The sequence below is a fragment of the Bacillus sp. F9_6S_D1_P_5 genome (assembly GCF_054823925.1).
The window spans coordinates 1-19,271 of sequence record NZ_JBTREW010000015.1; the positions used below are offsets into that span (position 1 = coordinate 1).

Annotated in this window: 16 protein-coding genes and 1 pseudogene; 6 read left to right on the forward strand and 11 right to left on the reverse strand. The window is 35.9% G+C overall.

Annotated features, from left to right (window positions below; all coding sequences use genetic code 11):
* Positions 1 to 678 precede the first annotated feature (678 nt).
* Positions 679 to 3,723 carry an efflux RND transporter permease subunit gene (locus tag ACUXEY_RS18445; RefSeq protein WP_461301281.1) on the forward strand — a complete coding sequence of 1,015 codons (3,045 nt, stop codon included), beginning with the start codon at positions 679 to 681 and terminating at the stop codon, positions 3,721 to 3,723.
* A 43-nt stretch (positions 3,724 to 3,766) separates the two neighbouring features.
* On the opposite strand, the gene ACUXEY_RS18450 is transcribed toward ACUXEY_RS18445, so the two are convergent.
* The 4 genes from ACUXEY_RS18450 to ACUXEY_RS18465 all read right to left on the reverse strand — a co-directional run bounded on the left by ACUXEY_RS18450 (position 3,767) and on the right by ACUXEY_RS18465 (position 7,212).
* Positions 3,767 to 4,291, reverse strand: coding sequence for a P-loop nucleotide/nucleoside kinase family protein (locus tag ACUXEY_RS18450; RefSeq protein ID WP_166705236.1), 525 nt, complete (start codon positions 4,289 to 4,291; stop codon positions 3,767 to 3,769).
* Positions 4,292 to 4,425: 134 nt separating this feature from the next.
* A complete protein-coding gene (pstA, locus tag ACUXEY_RS18455; RefSeq protein ID WP_166705237.1) occupies positions 4,426 to 5,346 on the reverse strand; it encodes a phosphate ABC transporter permease PstA in 921 nt (306 codons plus the stop codon).
* A 2-nt stretch (positions 5,347 to 5,348) separates the two neighbouring features.
* Positions 5,349 to 6,239, reverse strand: coding sequence for a phosphate ABC transporter permease subunit PstC (pstC, locus tag ACUXEY_RS18460; RefSeq protein ID WP_000676674.1), 891 nt, complete (start codon positions 6,237 to 6,239; stop codon positions 5,349 to 5,351).
* Between the two features lie 70 nt (positions 6,240 to 6,309).
* A complete protein-coding gene (locus tag ACUXEY_RS18465) occupies positions 6,310 to 7,212 on the reverse strand; it encodes a phosphate ABC transporter substrate-binding protein PstS family protein (RefSeq protein ID WP_000245105.1) in 903 nt (300 codons plus the stop codon).
* Between the two features lie 509 nt (positions 7,213 to 7,721).
* Here ACUXEY_RS18465 and ACUXEY_RS18470 point away from each other — a divergent pair.
* The 3 genes from ACUXEY_RS18470 to ACUXEY_RS18480 are packed head-to-tail and all read left to right on the forward strand — an operon-like array spanning position 7,722 to position 10,076.
* Positions 7,722 to 7,979, forward strand: a complete 258-nt coding sequence (locus ACUXEY_RS18470; protein WP_000252989.1) for a FeoA family protein — start codon at positions 7,722 to 7,724, stop codon at positions 7,977 to 7,979.
* Positions 7,976 to 8,698 (forward strand): FeoB small GTPase domain-containing protein, encoded by a 723-nt coding sequence (locus ACUXEY_RS18475; RefSeq protein WP_429606475.1) that lies wholly within the window; start codon positions 7,976 to 7,978, stop codon positions 8,696 to 8,698. Before ACUXEY_RS18470 ends, ACUXEY_RS18475 begins: the two co-directional genes overlap by 4 nt.
* Entirely contained in the window at positions 8,676 to 10,076 is a 1,401-nt protein-coding gene (locus ACUXEY_RS18480; protein ID WP_461301282.1) for a nucleoside recognition domain-containing protein, read from the forward strand. The genes ACUXEY_RS18475 and ACUXEY_RS18480 overlap by 23 nt, the downstream gene beginning before the upstream one ends.
* 209 nt (positions 10,077 to 10,285) lie before the next feature.
* On the opposite strand, the gene gerLC is transcribed toward ACUXEY_RS18480, so the two are convergent.
* The 7 genes from gerLC to ACUXEY_RS18515 form a co-directional block, all read right to left on the reverse strand.
* A complete protein-coding gene (gene gerLC / locus ACUXEY_RS18485; protein WP_461301283.1) occupies positions 10,286 to 11,452 on the reverse strand; it encodes a spore germination protein GerLC in 1,167 nt (388 codons plus the stop codon).
* Positions 11,436 to 12,560, reverse strand: coding sequence for a spore germination protein GerLB (gene gerLB, locus ACUXEY_RS18490; RefSeq protein ID WP_429601940.1), 1,125 nt, complete (start codon positions 12,558 to 12,560; stop codon positions 11,436 to 11,438). The genes gerLC and gerLB overlap by 17 nt, the downstream gene beginning before the upstream one ends.
* The gene (gene gerLA / locus ACUXEY_RS18495; protein ID WP_461301324.1) at positions 12,561 to 13,997 is read right to left on the reverse strand and encodes a spore germination protein GerLA; all 1,437 of its coding nucleotides are present in this window, start codon (positions 13,995 to 13,997) and stop codon (positions 12,561 to 12,563) included.
* Between the two features lie 143 nt (positions 13,998 to 14,140).
* Positions 14,141 to 15,613, reverse strand: coding sequence for a sodium:solute symporter family protein (locus ACUXEY_RS18500; protein WP_461301284.1), 1,473 nt, complete (start codon positions 15,611 to 15,613; stop codon positions 14,141 to 14,143).
* Complete coding sequence (locus ACUXEY_RS18505; protein WP_087983279.1) at positions 15,610 to 15,807, reverse strand: DUF3311 domain-containing protein; 198 nt, start codon at positions 15,805 to 15,807, stop codon at positions 15,610 to 15,612. The genes ACUXEY_RS18500 and ACUXEY_RS18505 overlap by 4 nt, the downstream gene beginning before the upstream one ends.
* A gap of 1 nt (position 15,808) precedes the next feature.
* The gene (locus ACUXEY_RS18510; protein WP_461301285.1) at positions 15,809 to 16,984 is read right to left on the reverse strand and encodes an amidohydrolase; all 1,176 of its coding nucleotides are present in this window, start codon (positions 16,982 to 16,984) and stop codon (positions 15,809 to 15,811) included.
* A 132-nt stretch (positions 16,985 to 17,116) separates the two neighbouring features.
* Positions 17,117 to 17,827 carry a C39 family peptidase gene (locus ACUXEY_RS18515; protein ID WP_461301286.1) on the reverse strand — a complete coding sequence of 237 codons (711 nt, stop codon included), beginning with the start codon at positions 17,825 to 17,827 and terminating at the stop codon, positions 17,117 to 17,119.
* Positions 17,828 to 17,928: 101 nt separating this feature from the next.
* Here ACUXEY_RS18515 and ACUXEY_RS18520 point away from each other — a divergent pair.
* Positions 17,929 to 18,081, forward strand: a pseudogene (locus ACUXEY_RS18520) (amino acid permease); the annotation flags it as partial.
* 282 nt (positions 18,082 to 18,363) lie between these two features.
* Positions 18,364 to 19,239 carry a cytochrome aa3 quinol oxidase subunit II gene (locus ACUXEY_RS18525; protein WP_048527849.1) on the forward strand — a complete coding sequence of 292 codons (876 nt, stop codon included), beginning with the start codon at positions 18,364 to 18,366 and terminating at the stop codon, positions 19,237 to 19,239.
* Positions 19,240 to 19,271 lie beyond the last annotated feature (32 nt).

Below are 19,271 nucleotides of genomic sequence, written 5' to 3' on the forward strand. Positions count from 1 at the left end.
CAGGATCAAACTCTCCAATAAAGTTAGTTTGTCTAGCATCTAAAAATAAAAATTGACGTTTCACGTTGTTTGTTTCGTTCAGTTTTCAAAGAACTTGTCTGCCGCTCAGAAGCGACTTCATCATATTAACATCTTCATTTTTCGATGTCAACTACGTTTTAAAATTTCTTTTTTGTCGTTTTCTGCGTTTCCGCATCAGCGACGTTTATTAATATACCATCATGATTTTAAAATAACAAGTGTTTTTTTAAAAAAACATAAAAAAATATCCACCCTACTTTCTTCTATATAAAGACACCCCACTACGGAAAACCACTATTGAAATTATATATCAATACACTCTAATTAACCAAACTGTATTTCGTAACCCTTTCCTGGATTTTCATTCTCTTCTATATTAAAGCCCCCGATCATTTACCTCTCTATAAGAGATACATACAAACTATTAGATGGACGAATCGGTTGTTTTTATAAGTAGCTCGACTCCAACTGAATTTTGAGATAAGAGTCTTATCGTCCAGCGAATAGCAGAATACATAATAAAATTCCCACAAAAACATTAACTTGAGATTATTGTTAGAATTTTTTTACATTTAATTAATGAAAAACATCCATTTTTTGTTATATAGTAAGAAAGGACGTACTCAACTATAAATAAACCAATGGAGGAATTACTTTATGGATAGGTTAACAAAGTTTTCATTAAAAAACCGCGCCGCTGTTATCATCATGGTTTTTCTCATTTCCATACTCGGCGTTTATTCCGGCTCTAAATTACCTATGGAATTTTTACCAAGCATCGATAATCCAGCAGTCACTGTCACCACCTTAACTCAAGGACTCGACGCTGAAGCGATGACGAAAGAAGTAACTGATCCTCTCGAAAAACAATTTCGCAATTTAGAACATATCGATAGCATCACCTCTTCTACGCACGAGGGATTATCACGCATCGATATCGCGTATACATCCAAAGCAAATATGAAAGACGCAGCACGCGAAGTCGAAAAGGCCATTAATACAATTAAATTACCTAAAGATGCAACTAAACCCATAGTTAGCCAATTAAATACTTCTATGATCCCACTCGCCCAAATTGCTATCCAGAAGCAAAACGGATTTTCAAAAGCAGATGAAAAACAAATCGAAAAAGAAATCGTACCACAACTCGAAAGCATTGATGGTGTTGCCAACGTTATGTTTTTCGGAAAATCAGCCTCTGAATTATCTATCATACTAGACCCAAACCAATTAAAAGATAAAAACGTAACAACAGAGCAAATATTAAAAGTTTTACAAGGAAAAGAAACGTCCACTCCGGCTGGAGCCGTTACCGTTAATAAAGAAGAATATAACCTTCGCGTCATTGGAGATATAAAAAATGTAGATGATATTAAAAACATTACCGTTGCACCTCAAGTAAAATTGCAAGATGTTGCTCAAATTGAACTTAAACAACACTACGATACAATCTCACATATAAACGGAGAAGAAGGAACCGGATTAATCATCATGAAAGAGCCAAGTAAAAATGCGGTTGCAATCGGAAAAGAAATCGATAAAAAAATCAAAGATATAAGTAAACAATATAAAGATCAGTTTTCTATTAAACTTTTAGCATCAACTCATGAGCAAGTTGAAAATGCTGTTACTAGTATGGGAAAAGAAGTAATCCTTGGAGCAATTGCTGCAACTCTAATTATCTTAATCTTTTTACGTAACTTCCGAACAACTCTCATAGCTGTTATCAGTATTCCATTATCTATTTTATTAACACTCTTTTTACTACACCAATCTAACATCACACTTAACACACTAACACTTGGTGGTTTAGCTGTTGCAGTTGGACGTCTCGTCGATGATAGCATCGTTGTCATTGAGAATATTTTCCGTCGTTTACAAAAAGAATCTTTCTCTAAAGATATTATTCTCCATGCAACGAAAGAGGTCGCCGTCGCAATTACTTCTTCTACTTTAACAACAGTCGCTGTTTTCTTACCTATCGGCCTCGTATCAGGAGTAATTGGAAAATTAATGTTACCTATGGTACTAGCAGTTGTATATTCTATACTATCATCCTTAATCGTCGCACTAACAGTTGTTCCACTTATGGCTTTTTTACTGCTCAAAAAAACAAAACATCGAAAGCCCAGTTCTTCACCACGATATGTCGCTACATTAAAGTGGGCTCTTTCGCATAAATTCATTATTCTACTTACCGCCTTTTTATTATTCGCAGGATCAATTGCTACCTATATATTACTACCGAAAGCGAACATAAAATCTGAAGACGACACAATGTTATCTATTAACATGACTTTCCCAGCTGATTACGCTCCTGAAACACAAAAACAAAAAGCCTTCGATTTCGAAAAGAAATTACTTTCTAATTCGGATGTAACGGATGTTATTTTGCGAATGGGATCTAGCGCAGAAGATGCACAATGGGGGCAAACGACAAAAAATAATCTTGCCAGTATATTTGTAGTCTTCAAGAAAGGCTCTGATATTGATCAATATATTAAAGAGTTAAAAAAAGAACATAAAACTTTTGAGCCCGCTGAACTTGATTATATAAAAACGAGTTATTCAAGCTCTGATGGCGGCAACAATTTGCAATTTAACGTAACAGCCACTAACGAAACGAATTTAAAAAAGGCTGCTACTATCGTCGAAACAAAACTAAAAGATATGCCTGCTCTCTCTAAAGTAAAAACGAATTTAGAAGACTCTAAGAAAGAATGGCAAATCCACGTTGATCAAACAAAGGCCGAACAACTGGGATTAACACCAGAATTAGTAGCACAACAAGTAACCTTCCTTATGAAGAAATCACCTATTGGTGAAGTTTCAATCAATAATGAAAAAACAACTATTATAATAGAACACAAAAAAGAAAACATTACTAAACAAGAAGACATTTTAAACACAAACATACTATCACCTATCAATGGACCAATTCCTTTAAAAGACATTGCAACTATTTCAGAAAAGCAACTCCAAACAGAAGTCTTCCATAAAGACGGAAAAGAAACGATTCAAATTACTGCCGAGGCCTCAAATGAAGATTTAAGTAAAGTAAGTGCAGAAGTAAATGAAACGATAGCTAACTTAGATTTACCTAGCGGCGCAAAAGTAACTATTGCAGGTGCAACTGAATCTATGCAAGAGAACTTCACAGATTTATTCAAAATAATGGGGATTGCAATCGGGATTGTATATTTAATTATGGTTATCACCTTCGGACAGGCGCGCGCTCCTTTTGCAATCTTGTTCTCCTTGCCATTAGCTGCCGTTGGCGGTATTTTAGGATTAATCATTTCAGGAACACCTGTTGATGTAAATTCCTTAATTGGCGCATTAATGTTAATCGGGATCGTCGTTACAAACGCTATTGTATTAATAGAAAGAGTGCAACAAAATCGGGAACACGGAATGGAAACAAGAGAAGCCTTACTAGAAGCGGGATCCACTAGATTACGCCCAATTATTATGACAGCTATAACGACAATCGTTGCTATGCTACCACTCCTATTTGGTCAATCTCAAGCAGGAAGCATGGTATCAAAAAGCCTTGCCGTCGTTGTCATCGGTGGTTTAGCAGTCTCAACCGTTCTTACATTAGTAGTCGTTCCAGTTATGTATGAACTATTAGATAAAATCGGGAGAAAAAGACGCTCTCGCAGAAAAATAAATACTTCTACAGAAACACCTGATATTTAAAAGAAAAGCGTTATCTTCATTCATGAAGATAACGCTTTTTTCTCTACCTACTCATATAATCCATCATTTTTTCCGCATACCACTCTAGCGGTTTACTAGAATCTACAATAAGATATTCACTATTTAAAGGTCTTTTACTACCATCTAACCACTTTTTAAAAGCTACTTCCGAATCCACTCTTCCAATCTGACTGACCATACGCTTACGTGTTTGTAGCCTATTATTGATTTCTTCCATATCATTAAGATAGCATTCGATATATTTATATTTTACACCATGTTTATTAGACAGCTTCATTCCCTTTTCAACCATCTCATCATATAAACATGGACTATCCAATATCACACTATGCCCTTGGTCTAAATAAGAATCAATCAAAACCCATTCAACATCGTATGATACTCCTCCAACAACCGTCGATTCAATCCCTTTCATTTCTAACGATTGTAACAATGCCGATTTCAAAACGTCATGATCTACAATTACAGCACCTGTTAACTTCGCTATATACTTAGAAACTGTCGATTTTCCCGATCCAGGAAAACCTGACATTTGCAGAAAAAACAAATTAACTTCCCCTCTCATCCGCACTATTTATCTATATAATCAATTACAAATTCAACAATCATTACATCCATTCCTTCTATATTAAAATACAAAAAGAACTCCCTATTTATAAATAGAGAGTTCTTTTTTATCATTTATGCTGCTTTTACCTTCTTCGTCGTTTTACTTTTTCTTTTCGTTCCTGTAAAACGTTTGTGCAATACAGATGCTACTAAACGTGAAATAACATTGAATAGTAACACCATAATAATAAGTACAGCTGCAGATTTTGTCGCAATCAACTTCGCATCCGGAATAACACCTTCAGAATTTAACTTCCAAATGTGAACCGCTAACGTTTCAGCCGGTCTAAATGGATTTAAAGGATGCGCTGGACTTGAGAAGTCCGCTGCTGAATTTAAAATCGGAGATGTTAAACCCGCTGTGTAAATCAATGCAGCCGCTTCCCCGAATATACGACCCGCCGCTAAAATAATACCTGTAATAATTTGCGGTAATGACGACGGGATAATAATACGAGCGATCGTTTGCCACTTCGTTGCGCCCAATCCGAGACTCGCCTCTTTTACATTAGAAGGTACTTCTGAAATCGCATTTTCACAAACACGCGTTAAACCTGGTAAGTTTAGAATCGTCAACGCAAGGGCACCACCCATTACTGTGTATCCCCAACCTGTCATAGTAACGAACACTAACAAACCGAATAAACCAACAACAATCGAAGGTAAAGACGCCATTGTCTCAATACATAAACGAACAAAATTTAAAAAACGTCCTTGTTTTGCGTACTCCGCTAAATATATTCCAGCACCTAAACCAAGAGGAATAGATATAACAAGCGTTATAACAAGCATGTAGAAGGAATTGAATAACTGTGGACCAATCCCACCACCAGCTCTTGTATTACTTGGTTCTCCAAACAAGAAATTAGGATCCCAAAATCCCCATCCCTTTTGCAGAATTTCAAACACTAAGAATACTAGTAAAGCTACAACTAAAGCTGCAACTGCATAAAAGATACCTGTCCAAACTTTATTTACCGTTCTTGCATTCATTATTATCGCTCACCTCTTTGCCCAATCGCTCGAATTACTAAAATAAACAGGAATGAAATAACAAGTAGAATCATCGCTAAAGTCCATAGCGCATTGTTCCAAGCAGTTCCGTTTAATGTATTTGTCATGTCCATTGTCAAAATACCAGTTAACGTTGCTGTCGGACTGTATATTCCTTCTGGTAATTTAATTGTGTTCCCGATTACCATTTGAACCGCTAATGCTTCACCAAAAGCACGCGCTAAACCTAAAACAATACCTGTTAAAATCCCTTTTTTCGCAGCAGGAACAATCACTCGGCTAACCGCTTGCCATTTCGTTGACCCTAAACCATAAGAAGCTTCTAAATAATCAAATGGAACAGAGCGTATTGCATCAGAAGCGATACTAGCAATAGTAGGTAAAATCATAATACTTAATACAACAATACCTGCAATTAAACTAAAGCCCACTCCTCCAAACGAATCACGTAATAGCGGCACTAAAATCGTAACCCCTAATAACCCGTATACAACCGAAGGAATACCAACTAATAATTCTAAAACAGGCTTCAATACTTTATTTCCAAACTTCGGCGAAATTAAATTCATGAATATAGCAAGAGCTATAGCAATTGGCGCACTAATAATAACCGCACCTAACGAAACCACTGTTGAACCTACAATGAAAATCAAAGCCCCGAAGGTTCCTTCGTCAGCATTTGGATTCCATTTTGTCGATGTTAACATCTCAGTAAATGAAATACCGCTTTGTGTAAAAGATTGAATACCTTTACCACAAATAAACGCAATAATAGCTAATGTAATTAAAACAATAAAAATACCACAAAACGTAACAAGCGATCTTCCTATATATTCACTTTTTACGTAATTAATTTGTTTTTTCCCCTTCATCACAGGTCAGACCCCACTTCATAGATTGAAATGAACAGGACTGGCCTTGCAGCCAGCCCCATAAACTTTATTACTTATTTAATTTAGACATTGGGATGTAACCCATATCTTCTACTTGCTTTTCAAAGTCTTTACCTTTTACATAATCAATGTAAGCTTTCGTTGCTTCTTTCGCTTCACCTTTTGTTACCATGTACTCGTAAGACCAGAATGGATATTTACCAGACGAAATGTTTTCAACTTTTGGTTCAGCACCATCAATTTTCACTGTTTGTAGTGCACCTTTTTTGTCGCCAACCATGTAAGACATCGCTAAATAACTTACTGAACCTGGAGTAGAGTTAATCGCTTGCTCTACTGCACCGTTAGAATCTTGTGTCGTACCAGTTCCATCATTAATCTTTGCTTCTTTCATAACTGTCTTTTCAAATGTAGCACGTGTACCAGATGAAGCCGGACGGTTAATTACGTTGATTTTTTCATCTTTCCCGCCTACCTCTTTCCAGTTTGTTACTTTTCCAGTGAAGATATCTTGTACTTGTTGCACTGTTAAGTTATCAACTTTTACATCTTTATTTACGACAAGTGCGAATGCAATACCCGCAACCTTGTTATCTACTAATTCTTTCGCTTTTTCAGCATCTTTTATTTTATCTCCTGATGGAACATCTGAATTACCAATTTGTACTGCACCCGATGCTACTTGGTTAATCCCAGTTCCACTACCGCCACCTTGTACTTGAATAGAAACTTTTGAATTTTTCTCCATGAATTTCTTTCCAGCTTCCTCCGCAAGAGGTAGAAGAGCTGTAGAACCAGCTGCTGCAATCGTACCTGATAATTCTTGTTTTGTATTATCGCTTCCTTTAGCAGTTTCTTTACTAGCTGTATCTTCTGCTTTCCCACATCCAACTAACGCTCCTGCCACCACTAAAGCTGCTAAAGAAAATTTAATACCTTTTTTCATAACCATGTCTTGTACCCCCATTTGGATTATCGCTTTTCGAATTCATTTTCTTTCGAACACAAATTCATTGTAGGACAACAATATTATGTGAGTGTTAAGCAATTTTTAATTTTAAGTAAATGACGATAATACTCTTTAAAAGCTAGGAATCCCAACATTTATAGTTAAAGAATCCAACAAAATCCACACTAATTAAGCAGTAATGTAAATTTAGTCTTAACAATGTAAATTCAATGTAAATGTTTTTCACTCTTTTCCCCTTTTAGTTAAAAATACATTTACAAATCCATTGTATTTTTCAATTTTTACACTCTTATTTTATTTACATTAAACAGAATTTCAGTAATATTTTTTAGTACAACTAAATAAATTGGAACAATTCTAAAAATAAATGAATATTTTTAAAGTACCAATTGACAGCATCATCCAATGTAGTCTACTATATTACTAACAAAAAGTTTACCTAAGGAAACTTTTTAAACTTAAACTAACAATATAGAGATGAGGTAACTTTTATGGTATCGGCTAATACAAAACCACTTTCCGAATTCAAGACAGGAGAGTTTGTACAAATTGAGAAGATACAATTAGAAGGAACTATGAAACGACGTTTATTAGATTTAGGATTCATCCCCGGGGCAACAATTAAAGTATTACAGCGCAGTCCACTTGGAGATCCGGTCGCTTATCAAGTAAGCAACACAACCATTGCACTACGTAAGGAAGAAAGTTCCCTTATTTTCGGGGTATTAATAGGAGATGATTTCAGATGAGCAAACATCGTATTGCTTTAGCTGGCAACCCGAACACCGGGAAAAGTACATTATTTAATACGTTAACAGGCTTAAAACAACATACCGGAAACTGGACAGGAAAAACTGTTTTAAAAGCTGAAGGGGAATATGAACATAACGGAAGTAACTATACATTAATAGATTTACCTGGAACTTACTCACTATATTCAAATTCTGCGGATGAAGAAGTAGCGAGGGATTATATTATATTTGAAAAACCAGAAGTAACTGTAGTTGTTATAGATGCAACTGCTATGGAGAGAAATTTAAATTTAGCACTCCAAGTGATGGAGATGACGAGTAACGTAGTCATTTGTATTAACTTAATTGATGAAGCTGAGAAAAAAGGCATCGTTATTGATGAAAAGAAATTAGCAAAGTCACTCGGTGTACCTGTAGTTAAGATTTCCGCTCGTAACCGAGTAGGTATCGGTCATTTACTAAATGTCATTGCCAAAGTAGCTAACAAAAAGCTAATTCCAACACCAATTAAAATTTCTTACAGCGAAAAAATCGAAAGTATGATTCAGGAATTAGAACCACAAATTTATAAAGTGTTCGGCGATACGTATCCAGCACGTTGGATTGCGTTACGTATATTAGATGGAGATAAAAATTTCTTAACTACACTTCAAAAACATCATAACGAACCACTTGTAAGGGAGGTCGTAATAAATGGAATCTCACTCAGCCAGTAAAGCTCTTCCATTGGACTATATTATTCAACATGCACAAACACTTTCAAAAGAAGATATACGAGATGATATTGTCGGAGATATTTACCGAACATCTGCAAGCATATGTAAAGAATCTGTTCAATATACAAATACTGATAAATTGTATCGTTCCGAAAAACTAGATAAAATTTTCACATCTCCAATCTGGGGATTCCCAATTATGCTCGGTATTTTATCTATCATTTTTTATCTTACAATCGCCGGTGCTAACGTACCATCTGATATGATTGCTGAGTTTTTCGGATGGGCCGAAGGATATTTAACATCTTGGTTCCAAGCAGCGCATGCACCTGAATGGTTACATGGCATTTTAATACTTGGCTTATTCCGTGGTATCGGTGCTGTTATTAGCGTTATGTTACCACCTATGGCCATCTTTTTCCCGATGTTCGCACTATTAGAAAACTACGGATACTTACCACGCGTTGCATTTAATATGGACCGCTTATTTAAACGCTCTGGTGCACATGGCAAACAATCTTTAACAATGGCAATGGGCTTTGGTTGTAACGCAGCAGCCATCATGTCAACGCGTATTATTGAATCACCACGTGAACGTATGCTTGCAATCTTAACAAACAACTTCGTTCCTTGTAACGGTCGCTGGCCGATGTTAATTTTAATGGCTTCATTATTTATGGCTGCTGGTTATACAGGTAGTATGCAAACATTAGTTACTGCTGGTGTTGTAGTTGGGATGGTTGTAATTGGTGTTATTATGACATTAACCGTTTCTTGGGTACTATCAAAAACAGCTTTAAAAGGTGTTCCAACTCACTACACACTTGAGTTACCACCGTACCGCAAGCCAAAAGTTTGGAATACAATTATACGTGCAACACTTGATAAATCAGTCTACGTTTTAAAGCGAGCTGTCGTTGTTGCTGCCCCTGCGGCTGCATTAACTTGGTTACTTGCTAATATTTTTATCGGTGACACAAGCCTACTTATGTATTTTGTAAACTTCCTAGATCCATTTGCTAAAATGTTAGGACTTGACGGTTTTATTCTAGCTGCGTTCATTCTTGGACTACCAGCGAATGAAATTGTTATCCCGATTTTATTAATGTCTTATTTATCAACTGGAGCTTTAACCGAAATAGATGATTTTAATCAAATTAAAAATCTATTCTTAGAAAATGGCTGGACTTGGTTAACAGCGTTAAACACAATGTTGTTCTCACTTCTTCATTTCCCATGTGGAACAACACTGGTTAACATATATAAAGAAACAAAAAGTGCCAAATGGACATTCTTATCGTTTGCAATCCCTACCGTTATCGCTATTGTTGTGACATTCCTCTCTACACAATTGGTACATTGGTTAGGGCTTGTATAAGCAAAGCATACATAGAAGGTATCCCCCTTCACATTTGCTTTGCACGAAAGAAACCTGAATTTATTCGGGTTTCTTTTTTTTCGCATTAGTATTCCAAGGCTGCGCTCCATACACTGTGAGCTTCTTATGAATAAAGTATATGGCTCCCGGAAGAACCGCCATTAATATCGTGCAACTAATTCCTAATCCAGTAAACAACTTCCATCACCTTACTTCACTTTCTTCGGTAAAGCTGAGCCTGAATGTTCAATTGTCGGATCAACATGAACATTAATTTCAGCATTACTAAAATAATTCTGACCTTGATCCCAATTCTTACTAATTTTCTTCCACTCTTTATAATTATGCCTCTTATATGCCTCTCCTAATTCCAATACATCTACCTTATATTTTTTTTGAACAAGCTGTATAGACTTTTCAATACGCTTCTTCATTTCCTTTGAAATCTCTTTCTTTAAAAGCTTTTCATTCATCACTTGTTTCGGTTCATTAAAATGTAACTCAGCTAATATGCCTTCTGTGGACAATTGAATATCAAACTTCGGTTTTGTAGCATTTTCAGTAGACACCTGGATCTTTCGGCGCAACTTATGAATTTCATATGTAATGAGCTGATTCTTTTTACGAACAGTAAAGAAACCTCCAATTTTTTTACCTATTACATAGTTCATTCCTAATGTTTGTTCTCCACTCAAAGTTCCAACGCACTTATTATCCTTTCCACGGATCAATGCCGCTCCTTCCATTTGTACCCCTTGTTTAGTTAATCCTAAGAGAGGTAATGCAAAACTTCGATCCGCGATCATTTTCCCTTGTACCTCACCAATTCTCGCCGCCTCAATCATTTGAGCGTTTTTCGGAGGATGTTCAGCTAACATATCAATGTACTGCGCCGGTAAGTTTTCAGGTTTGGCGCTCTGTTTTAAAATAGATTCTGCATTTTTCTTGGAAACGAACAAACGAATATTTCTTCTCATTTCATGATCACGAAAATATACATCTAACGTATTTTGCAAAACATACGGATTCGCTAGTAATTCATCCGAAAAAATAATGACTTGTATATGTGGAAAAAATAATGTTCGACTAATTTTTTTAGCAATTATTCTTATTTGCTCAAAGACGCTATCTGCTTTCGCACTTACGTTAATATAATTTTCACTATCTCCATCGTCCTGTCCACCTTGTTGTGCTAACTTACTGGGAAGCACCATCTGATACGTCCCTTTCATAATCGGATTTGATTTCTTTTTCTTCACAATATCGTAAGCTGCGCCTACTACAAATCCTCTTTCTTCTATTTCTTCTAGTTCAGAACACCCACTTATAAATCCAGCTAAAACCATAACCATTATAATTTTAAGAAGGTTTTTCATTTCTACCATTCCTTCTTTTTATTTTATATACAATAAAAACTAGCAAAGGAGCTAATACGACAAACCCCATATCTATCCACGCTAAATACGTTCCGTAACTTGATAACGTATCTAAATTACCAGGGAGCATATTCAGCATAAAAATCAGAGGCGCGCTTCCGAAAATAAAAATATGTTTCTTCACTTTCGGAAACATGGCACAAAATAATAAAGATGCGACGTCATAATACATTGCTGTAGTGTTATAAATAGTAATAATCCAAGTCGTAAAAAAAATTGCATCAAACCTTTCTAAAAAACCTCCACCAATTTCAATTTCTTTCCCTAATTCAATTGTTGGATATGTCAATCCACGAGTTGTCATATACGTAAAAACACTAATACAAGTTACATAAATTAAAATGTATGAGAGCACATTTACTATCACGGCTTTTGCAACTGCCATTGGTGCCTTTTTCGCTGTCTTATCATTCAACAACACAGCATAAAACAGAGCTACCTCAAATCCAATAAATGTGAATATAGAATTTTTAACCCCAACAGCGTACTGACTTACTTCCGTTTGAAAAGCTGGAAATAAATTGCTTATTTCCATTAAATTTATATTCAATAAAGAAAGAAGCACTATAGCAATTAAAACAATAGGTAAAAATAGAACATTTAACCTTAATAAGGCCGCTCTTGATCCTGCTATTCCGTAAATAACAACTAGTAAGAAGAAGAAAGACAGTAGTTGTATCGGTGTCTCACTAAATAAATACGTTTGAGAAATAATTGAAATCATTCTCGATTCATATGCTGTCAAAGCAGCAAACGTTAATACTAAAATGCTACTAATTGTGTATGCAACAGGCTTTGTCAAATGCGCACTTGTATATTGAACAAAGTTTTGTTTCGGGAATAAAATAGCTACCCTCGTTACAAACCAACCTAAAACTGCACATACTAATCCACCCAAAAGTAAAATAATCCAACCGTCCGAAAATAAAGTTTGATTAGCAATATCTCGTGGCATAGACAATGCTCCTATACCAATAATGGTCGATGATACCGCAAACCCAATTTCCCGAGATCCAATCTCTTCATCGCCATACTCAAATGGTTTCAATTATTTTCGCTCCTTTGGACGTATTGTAGAATCTTTCGTTTGTAAATATTCTGGTCTATCTTTCAACATCGATTTTGGCATACGAATAAACTCTTCTTTCCAATCTTTATAAAATGCAGGTGCAATTGGAGTCGTATACGGTACACCAACACTTGTTAAATTTGTAATATGAATAGCAAGTGCAATAAGAGCTAGAATGATTCCATACAACCCAAAAGCTGTCGCTGCTAATACAAAGACGAAAAGTAAAATACGAAACGTAATCGTAATGCTATATACAGGGAGAGAGAAGGTAGCAATAGCTGTAACCGCAATAATGATAACTAAAAATGGATTTACAATTCCTGCATTCACCGCCGCTTCTCCAATTACAAGACCACCTACAATCCCAATTGTTTGTCCCATCGGTTTCGGCAACCTAATTCCTGCTTCTCGTATTAACTCCATCGTTAATGCCATCATTAACGTTTCTATATAGGCGGGAAACGGAACACCTTCCCTTGCCCCAGCAATTGAATAAGCCAATTTAGAAGGAATAAGTCCTTGGTGATATGAGACGAGCGCTACATACATCGCCGGCATTAAAATTGCAACTATACCAGAACCCATCCGCAAAATTCTTAATAAAGTCCCTATTACCCAACGCTCATAGTGATCTTCCACAGATTGAAAAATATCAACAAATACTAGCGGAGCTATAAGGGCAAAAGGTGATCCATCCACCAAAATAGCTGCCTTTCCTTTCGCTAATGAGGCCACAATATTATCAGGCCTTTCCGTATTCAAAAACTGCGGAAACGGTGACAAATTATTATCTTGAATTAATTGCTCAATCGTACCAGTCTCAAAAACGACATCTGTCTCTATTGATTGAAGACGCCGATCTAGCTCTTTTACAATGTAAGGATTAATAATGTCTTCTATATATACTAACGTCACTTCTTTTTGGGATCTCTTTCCCATAATATAAGATTGAAATCTCAGCTTTGGGTCACGTAAACTACGGCGAATTAACATTTTATTTACGTTAATATCTTCATTTAATCCGACCCTCGGTCCACGTATTAAATCTTCTGTTACTGGCGGTTCTAAACTTCTTTTTTCCCAAGCTCTACTATTAATCACGATAGCGGTTTGAATGTTATCAATTAATATAACCGTATCTCCCGCTAAAATCGCATTTATAATATCCGGAAACGTTGTCTTCTTACCAACTTCCGCAATAGAAATAAAACGATCTAATAACGTCTGAACGACAACTGCTTCTTTTTGTATTTCTTCATATTGGAGTGTACGAACTACATATTTATAAACATTATCCTTATCTGTTAACCCACATAAAAAAATAACAGCACAGCGTGTAAAACTACCAGCAAGGGCAACTTCCCTAATTGTTAAATCATTAGGCGAACCTAACTCATCCCTAATTTCTTTCATAACTTCAAATAAGTTACCTTTTAGCTCTAACAAGTCCCCACCTAACTTCCTTTTCAACAAGTTTTTAGTTAGATTCCGCTAATAGAAGAAAATATATACAAAAAAAGAGCTATCTCTTTTCAAAGATAGCTCTAGTTCACGGATTACTTTTCTACTATTATATTGTCTGCTTTTATAGACACGTTTTTCGTGAATCCACTAACGATAAACATCACAAGCATATTCATTAACAATGCGACTATTCCTACATTTAAATCTTTTATATATTGAGGGAACCCCGGAAACATCGTAGCTAAAGTTGAACCAGATAAAGTAATATATGCGACCACTAACAACCCAATTCCCATTCCTGCAATTGCCCCTTGTTTCGTAACAACTTGACTCGGAAACAAACTACATACAAGGGCAGGGAAAAGTTGCGTCACTATACTATACCCCATTAAAAGAAGTGCCCCTATTGTTTCTCCACCTTTAAATGTAAACAACACTGCAACAAGCGTTACTACAGGTACAAATAATTTTGCAGCTTTAGCAACTTGTCTATCTGAAGCAGATGGGACCATTGTTCGGTAAATGTTTTTTGCTAACAAAGTAGATGCCGCCATAACAAGCATGGAACCCGGAACTAATGCGGTTAAAACGCCAGCACTACCAATAATCCCAATAAACCACGGATCAAAAGTTTGAAGGGCGAGACGGAATAACGAAAGGTCTACATCCCCTCCCTTTAATCCTGGAACTTGCAAGATAGCAGCAAAACCCGCAAAGAATACGAAAAGTAAAACTAAAGAATAAAGTGGCATAATGGCCGCATTTTTACGAAATACTTTTTCATTTTTTGCAGAGAAAGCAGAAGCGAATGTATGGGGCCACATATAGAAACCGAGAGCCGTTAATACAATAGTAGAAATAAACCAAGAAATACTCATTCCTTCATCAGGTAAAGATAAAAATCCTGGTTTTGCTGCTTCTACAGCTTCGAACATCGGCTGAAATCCTCCATAATAATGGTACGGTAAATATATACCTAAAAACATAACGATAAACAGGATCATAATATCCTTTAAAGCCGCTGTCCAAGCAGAGCCGTGTATACCTGAAACCATTACATATATCGTTATGACAATTGCACCAATCCATACGGCAATAACTGGCGATACCCTTCCGTAAGACGCTTCCGAAACGATAATGCCTAATCCTTTTAACTGTAAAACAAGATATGGGATAATCGAAATAACCCCAATGATAGAAACGATAATACCAAGTGTATGACTCTTATATTTCTTCACAAAAAAATCTGGCTGCGAAACAAGATTATGCTCTTTCGCATACTTCCAAACTGGCGGCAATAAAAAGTAAGATAAAATATAAGCTAATGCACCATAACCTAAAATATAAAAAGTAGGTGCTCCCTTACTATACGCCCATCCACTTCCGCCTAAAAATGTGAATGTCGTATAAATTTCACCTGCCATAAGAAGAAAAACAAAAATAGTGCCAAATCCTCTTCCTCCAACTGACCATTGCTCTAAATTCATATCTTTTCCATGTTGTGCCCGAATTCCTAAAAATAGTGCGAGAAACAAAAATAAAATAATGATAAGTAATGCGGTCATTTTACATCCCCCTTATTCGCAGGATCAAATACGTACACAAGACCCATACAAAGAGACGTAATGAGCACCGATAATAATACCCAAAATAATAAAAATGGCATCCCTAGTACGTAAGGAGTAACTGAATTAGCAAATACAGGTCCAATAACTAAACAAAAAACTGGAATAAGCGCTAATACGTGTATTTTCTTCATCTCATTCTCCTTTACTTATAAAATTCATAATGGATGATACAAAGATTTCCACGCCAATTGGTAATGCATCTTCATCAATCGTAAAACGAGGGTGGTGGTGAGGATATATAATTCCTTTCTCTTTATTTCCTGCTCCGATAAAAAAGAATGTCCCTGGAACCTTTTGTAAAAACGCTGAAAAATCTTCCCCAGCCATCGTCGGCTGTAAACGAGTAACTCCTTCCCGACCATAAAGTTGTAATGCTGTTTGCTCAATAACCTCTGTAACTTCATAATCATTTACTACCGGTCGATATCCATATTCATAAGAAAACGTATATTTCGCCCCGTAAGCCTCCGTCACATGCTTCACAATCCGTTCAATCCTTTTCTCTGTTTCTTCTCGCAACTCATGTTTTAAACTCCGCACTGTCCCTTCAATCTTTGCTTGTTCTGGAATCACATTATGGGTTGTCCCAGCATGAAATTGCGTAACAGATACTACAAGAGAGTCTAACGGATTCGTGAGGCGAGATACAATTTGTTGAAGTTGCGAAACGACTTGTGTACCGATTGTAATACTATCAACAGTTTCATGAGGGATCCCAGCATGTCCACCTTTTCCTTCTATTGTAATTTTAAACACATCTGGGGCAGCCATTGCAGGACCATAAATTACACCTATTTTACCAACCTGTAACGATGCCCAAAGGTGAGCACCAATAATATAATCCACACCTTCCATTACACCCGCTGCAACCATTTCCTCTGCACCGCCAGGAAAGTTTTCTTCTGCATGTTGGAAGAGAAAACGAATCTCTCCTTCAACTTTCTCTCTTGCCTCTACTAACTTATGTACAACTCCAAGTAATATCGCTATATGCCCATCATGGCCACATGCATGCATCACACCTGGTTCTGTAGAAATAAAGTCAAACTCATTCTCTTCATGAATAGGAAGAGCATCCATGTCAGCTCGAACCGCGATGGTTTTACCAGGTTTCTTACCAATTAACCTTGCCATTACACTATATTTAGTAGGTCGTGACACTTCTAAATATGTGATTTTCCGCAGTATATCGAATACAAACTGTGACGTTTTTTCTTCTTGAAAAGATAACTCTGGATACTTATGAAAATGCCTTCTCCACTCAATCAATTGATTTTTCGATACGACGAGTTCCTTCGCTACATCCATTTCTCTTCGCCCCTTCTTCACCAAGTTAAATGTTATTATAACGTGAATTGTTAACTTTTAAAAGAATCTTCTGAATTTTCCGTTATAATAACTTAAAAATAAAAAGCCATCAAAAAGATGACTTTTTCAGTACTATAAAATAGTAATTGCTTGTTTCCCCATTTGCTCCCAAGCTTTCTCAAATTCTACTCGAGGAACAGCCAAACGCGGATTATTTTTCAAAGGATCATTTACATACACAAAGTTTTGATCATATCCAATTACAACTACACTATGCTCAAAATATGTAATTTTCACTTCGCCAGAGCTTGTATTCCATGTTTCAAAACTACTCTCAGCTAGTGGTTTAAACGTTGTATTAATAATGACCCATACTGGCGAACCAGCACTAACTACTTTATACATATCTTGCACGTCTCTGCCTGTTAAATTAACTACTTTTTCAGGAACATATTTTTCTGCTAACTTAAAAATAGGTTGATTATATACACCATATCCTGGCTCTGCCTTCGTGTAAATATTTCCAACAAACCCCTCATAAGGATTTCCACGTAAACCATTTTGTTCAAATGGAACACGATGAATTTCGCTAGCAAGTTGCATCTTATCTACTTGTATACCATTGTATTGCAGCAACATAGCCAAACTTGTAACCTCACATCCACGAGGTAATTCTGGTAATTGCTTTATAAACGGAACATTTTCAATCATAGTCGCTTCTTTCATTTCAGATAGATACTCTAAACGGAACACTTGCGCCTTTTGTATTATTTTATCTTTCGCTATAAAAAACGCGGCGGCAAATATAATTCCAAAAACAAAAAGATATTTTAACTTTTTCATTTTAAACAAAACTCCATTAATGATTATTTTACAGACATACCTCTTATCATTGTACCTTTCTTCTTACTAGTTTGCTAGAAAGATTCTGTGAATTATTGTTCACATTTGTCGGTTTAGCTTTCATTCCAGATCAGAGGATTGCTCCTTATTGCGGTATTCCATTTATGATTATTTATTACATGTTATAACAAGTTAAATATAAAAAATTTGTCACATTTGAACAACAAATAAGTCTAAAAAAAGAGGTAAACTAAATATACAAAATATTCAGCTATCTTTCTTATGATAAGATAGTTTTTTTCTATTTCTTGGATATCTTGGTATAACTTTATTTATCTTAAAATTTTCACAATCACGTTTTTCTCTGGAAAATAGTTTACAATGTAATCAAGTTACAAATGATATTCACCTTAAAAAGTGTGCATTTGTGTCTATTTTTTAACAATATCACAAAAACTATTGCCATCTATAAATTAATAGGTTTATATTGTTTTATTGGCATAGTTTCAATCCAAGGAGAAAGGAGATTTTCAATCGTGCAACTAAAGAAAACGTTTTGGAAGCTGGCTTCGCTTCTTCCGTTATCATTACTTCTGTTCCTCGGTGGCTGTGATAAGAAACTCGCAGTATTAAATCCGCAAGGACCTGTTGCAAAAGCACAGTATGATTTAATTGTTTGGTCATTCTTGCTTATGTCATTAATTATCGCAATTGTATTCATCTTGTTTACAGTCATCTTGATTCGTTATCGTGAAAAACCAGAGAATATGGACTATGAGCCACCTGAACAACACGGTAACACATTATTAGAAATCATTTGGACGCTTGTTCCTGTTATTATCGTTATCGCATTATCGATTCCAACAGTAAAAGCAACTTATGCTTCGGAAGAGGTTCCGAAAGAGTCCAAACATATTAAACCAGTGGAGATTTATGTTACATCTGCAAACTGGAAATGGTTATTCAGTTACCCAGAGGAAAAAATTGAAACCGTTAACTATTTAAACATCCCAGCTGGTGTACCAATTCAATTCAAACTGACTTCTGTCGGCCCAATGAATGCTTTCTGGGTACCAGAACTTGGTGGTATGAAGTACACTATGGATGGCATGATTATGGACCTTTATTTACAAGCTGATAAGCCAGGTTCTTACCTAGGCCGTAGCGCGAACTTCTCTGGTGAAGGATTCACTCACATGGAGTTCGAAGTTGAAGCAAAAACTAAAGAGAAATATGACAAGTGGGTTAAAGAAGTACAACAAACTGCTCCTAAACTAACAGAAGATAAGTACAACGAAATTGTTAAACCTGGTGTAGTTGGTCGTATGACATTCTCTAGTCATCACTTAAGTTATGTAGATCCAAAATCACTTGAATATTGTGATTACAACTACTACAAAAACAAAAAATAATAGCTATAATTCCAACAGATTGGAGTGAACAC

Bases quoted from the DNA above. Each gene is read 5' to 3' on its own strand.
- ACUXEY_RS18465 (WP_000245105.1), bottom strand. From the start codon at position 7,212: ATGGTTATGAAAAAAGGTATTAAATTTTCTTTAGCAGCTTTAGTGGTG.
- ACUXEY_RS18475 (WP_429606475.1), top strand. From the start codon at position 7,976: ATGAGCAAACATCGTATTGCTTTAGCTGGCAACCCGAACACCGGGAAA.
- ACUXEY_RS18505 (WP_087983279.1), bottom strand. From the start codon at position 15,807: ATGAAGAAAATACACGTATTAGCGCTTATTCCAGTTTTTTGTTTAGTT.
- ACUXEY_RS18480 (WP_461301282.1), top strand. From the start codon at position 8,676: ATGGAATCTCACTCAGCCAGTAAAGCTCTTCCATTGGACTATATTATT.
- ACUXEY_RS18470 (WP_000252989.1), top strand. From the start codon at position 7,722: ATGGTATCGGCTAATACAAAACCACTTTCCGAATTCAAGACAGGAGAG.
- pstC (WP_000676674.1), bottom strand. From the start codon at position 6,239: ATGAAGGGGAAAAAACAAATTAATTACGTAAAAAGTGAATATATAGGA.
- ACUXEY_RS18445 (WP_461301281.1), top strand. From the start codon at position 679: ATGGATAGGTTAACAAAGTTTTCATTAAAAAACCGCGCCGCTGTTATC.
- ACUXEY_RS18510 (WP_461301285.1), bottom strand. From the start codon at position 16,984: ATGGATGTAGCGAAGGAACTCGTCGTATCGAAAAATCAATTGATTGAG.
- gerLA (WP_461301324.1), bottom strand. From the start codon at position 13,997: ATGAAAGAAATTAGGGATGAGTTAGGTTCGCCTAATGATTTAACAATT.
- ACUXEY_RS18515 (WP_461301286.1), bottom strand. From the start codon at position 17,827: ATGAAAAAGTTAAAATATCTTTTTGTTTTTGGAATTATATTTGCCGCC.
- pstA (WP_166705237.1), bottom strand. From the start codon at position 5,346: ATGAATGCAAGAACGGTAAATAAAGTTTGGACAGGTATCTTTTATGCA.
- ACUXEY_RS18500 (WP_461301284.1), bottom strand. From the start codon at position 15,613: ATGACCGCATTACTTATCATTATTTTATTTTTGTTTCTCGCACTATTT.
- gerLC (WP_461301283.1), bottom strand. From the start codon at position 11,452: ATGAAAAACCTTCTTAAAATTATAATGGTTATGGTTTTAGCTGGATTT.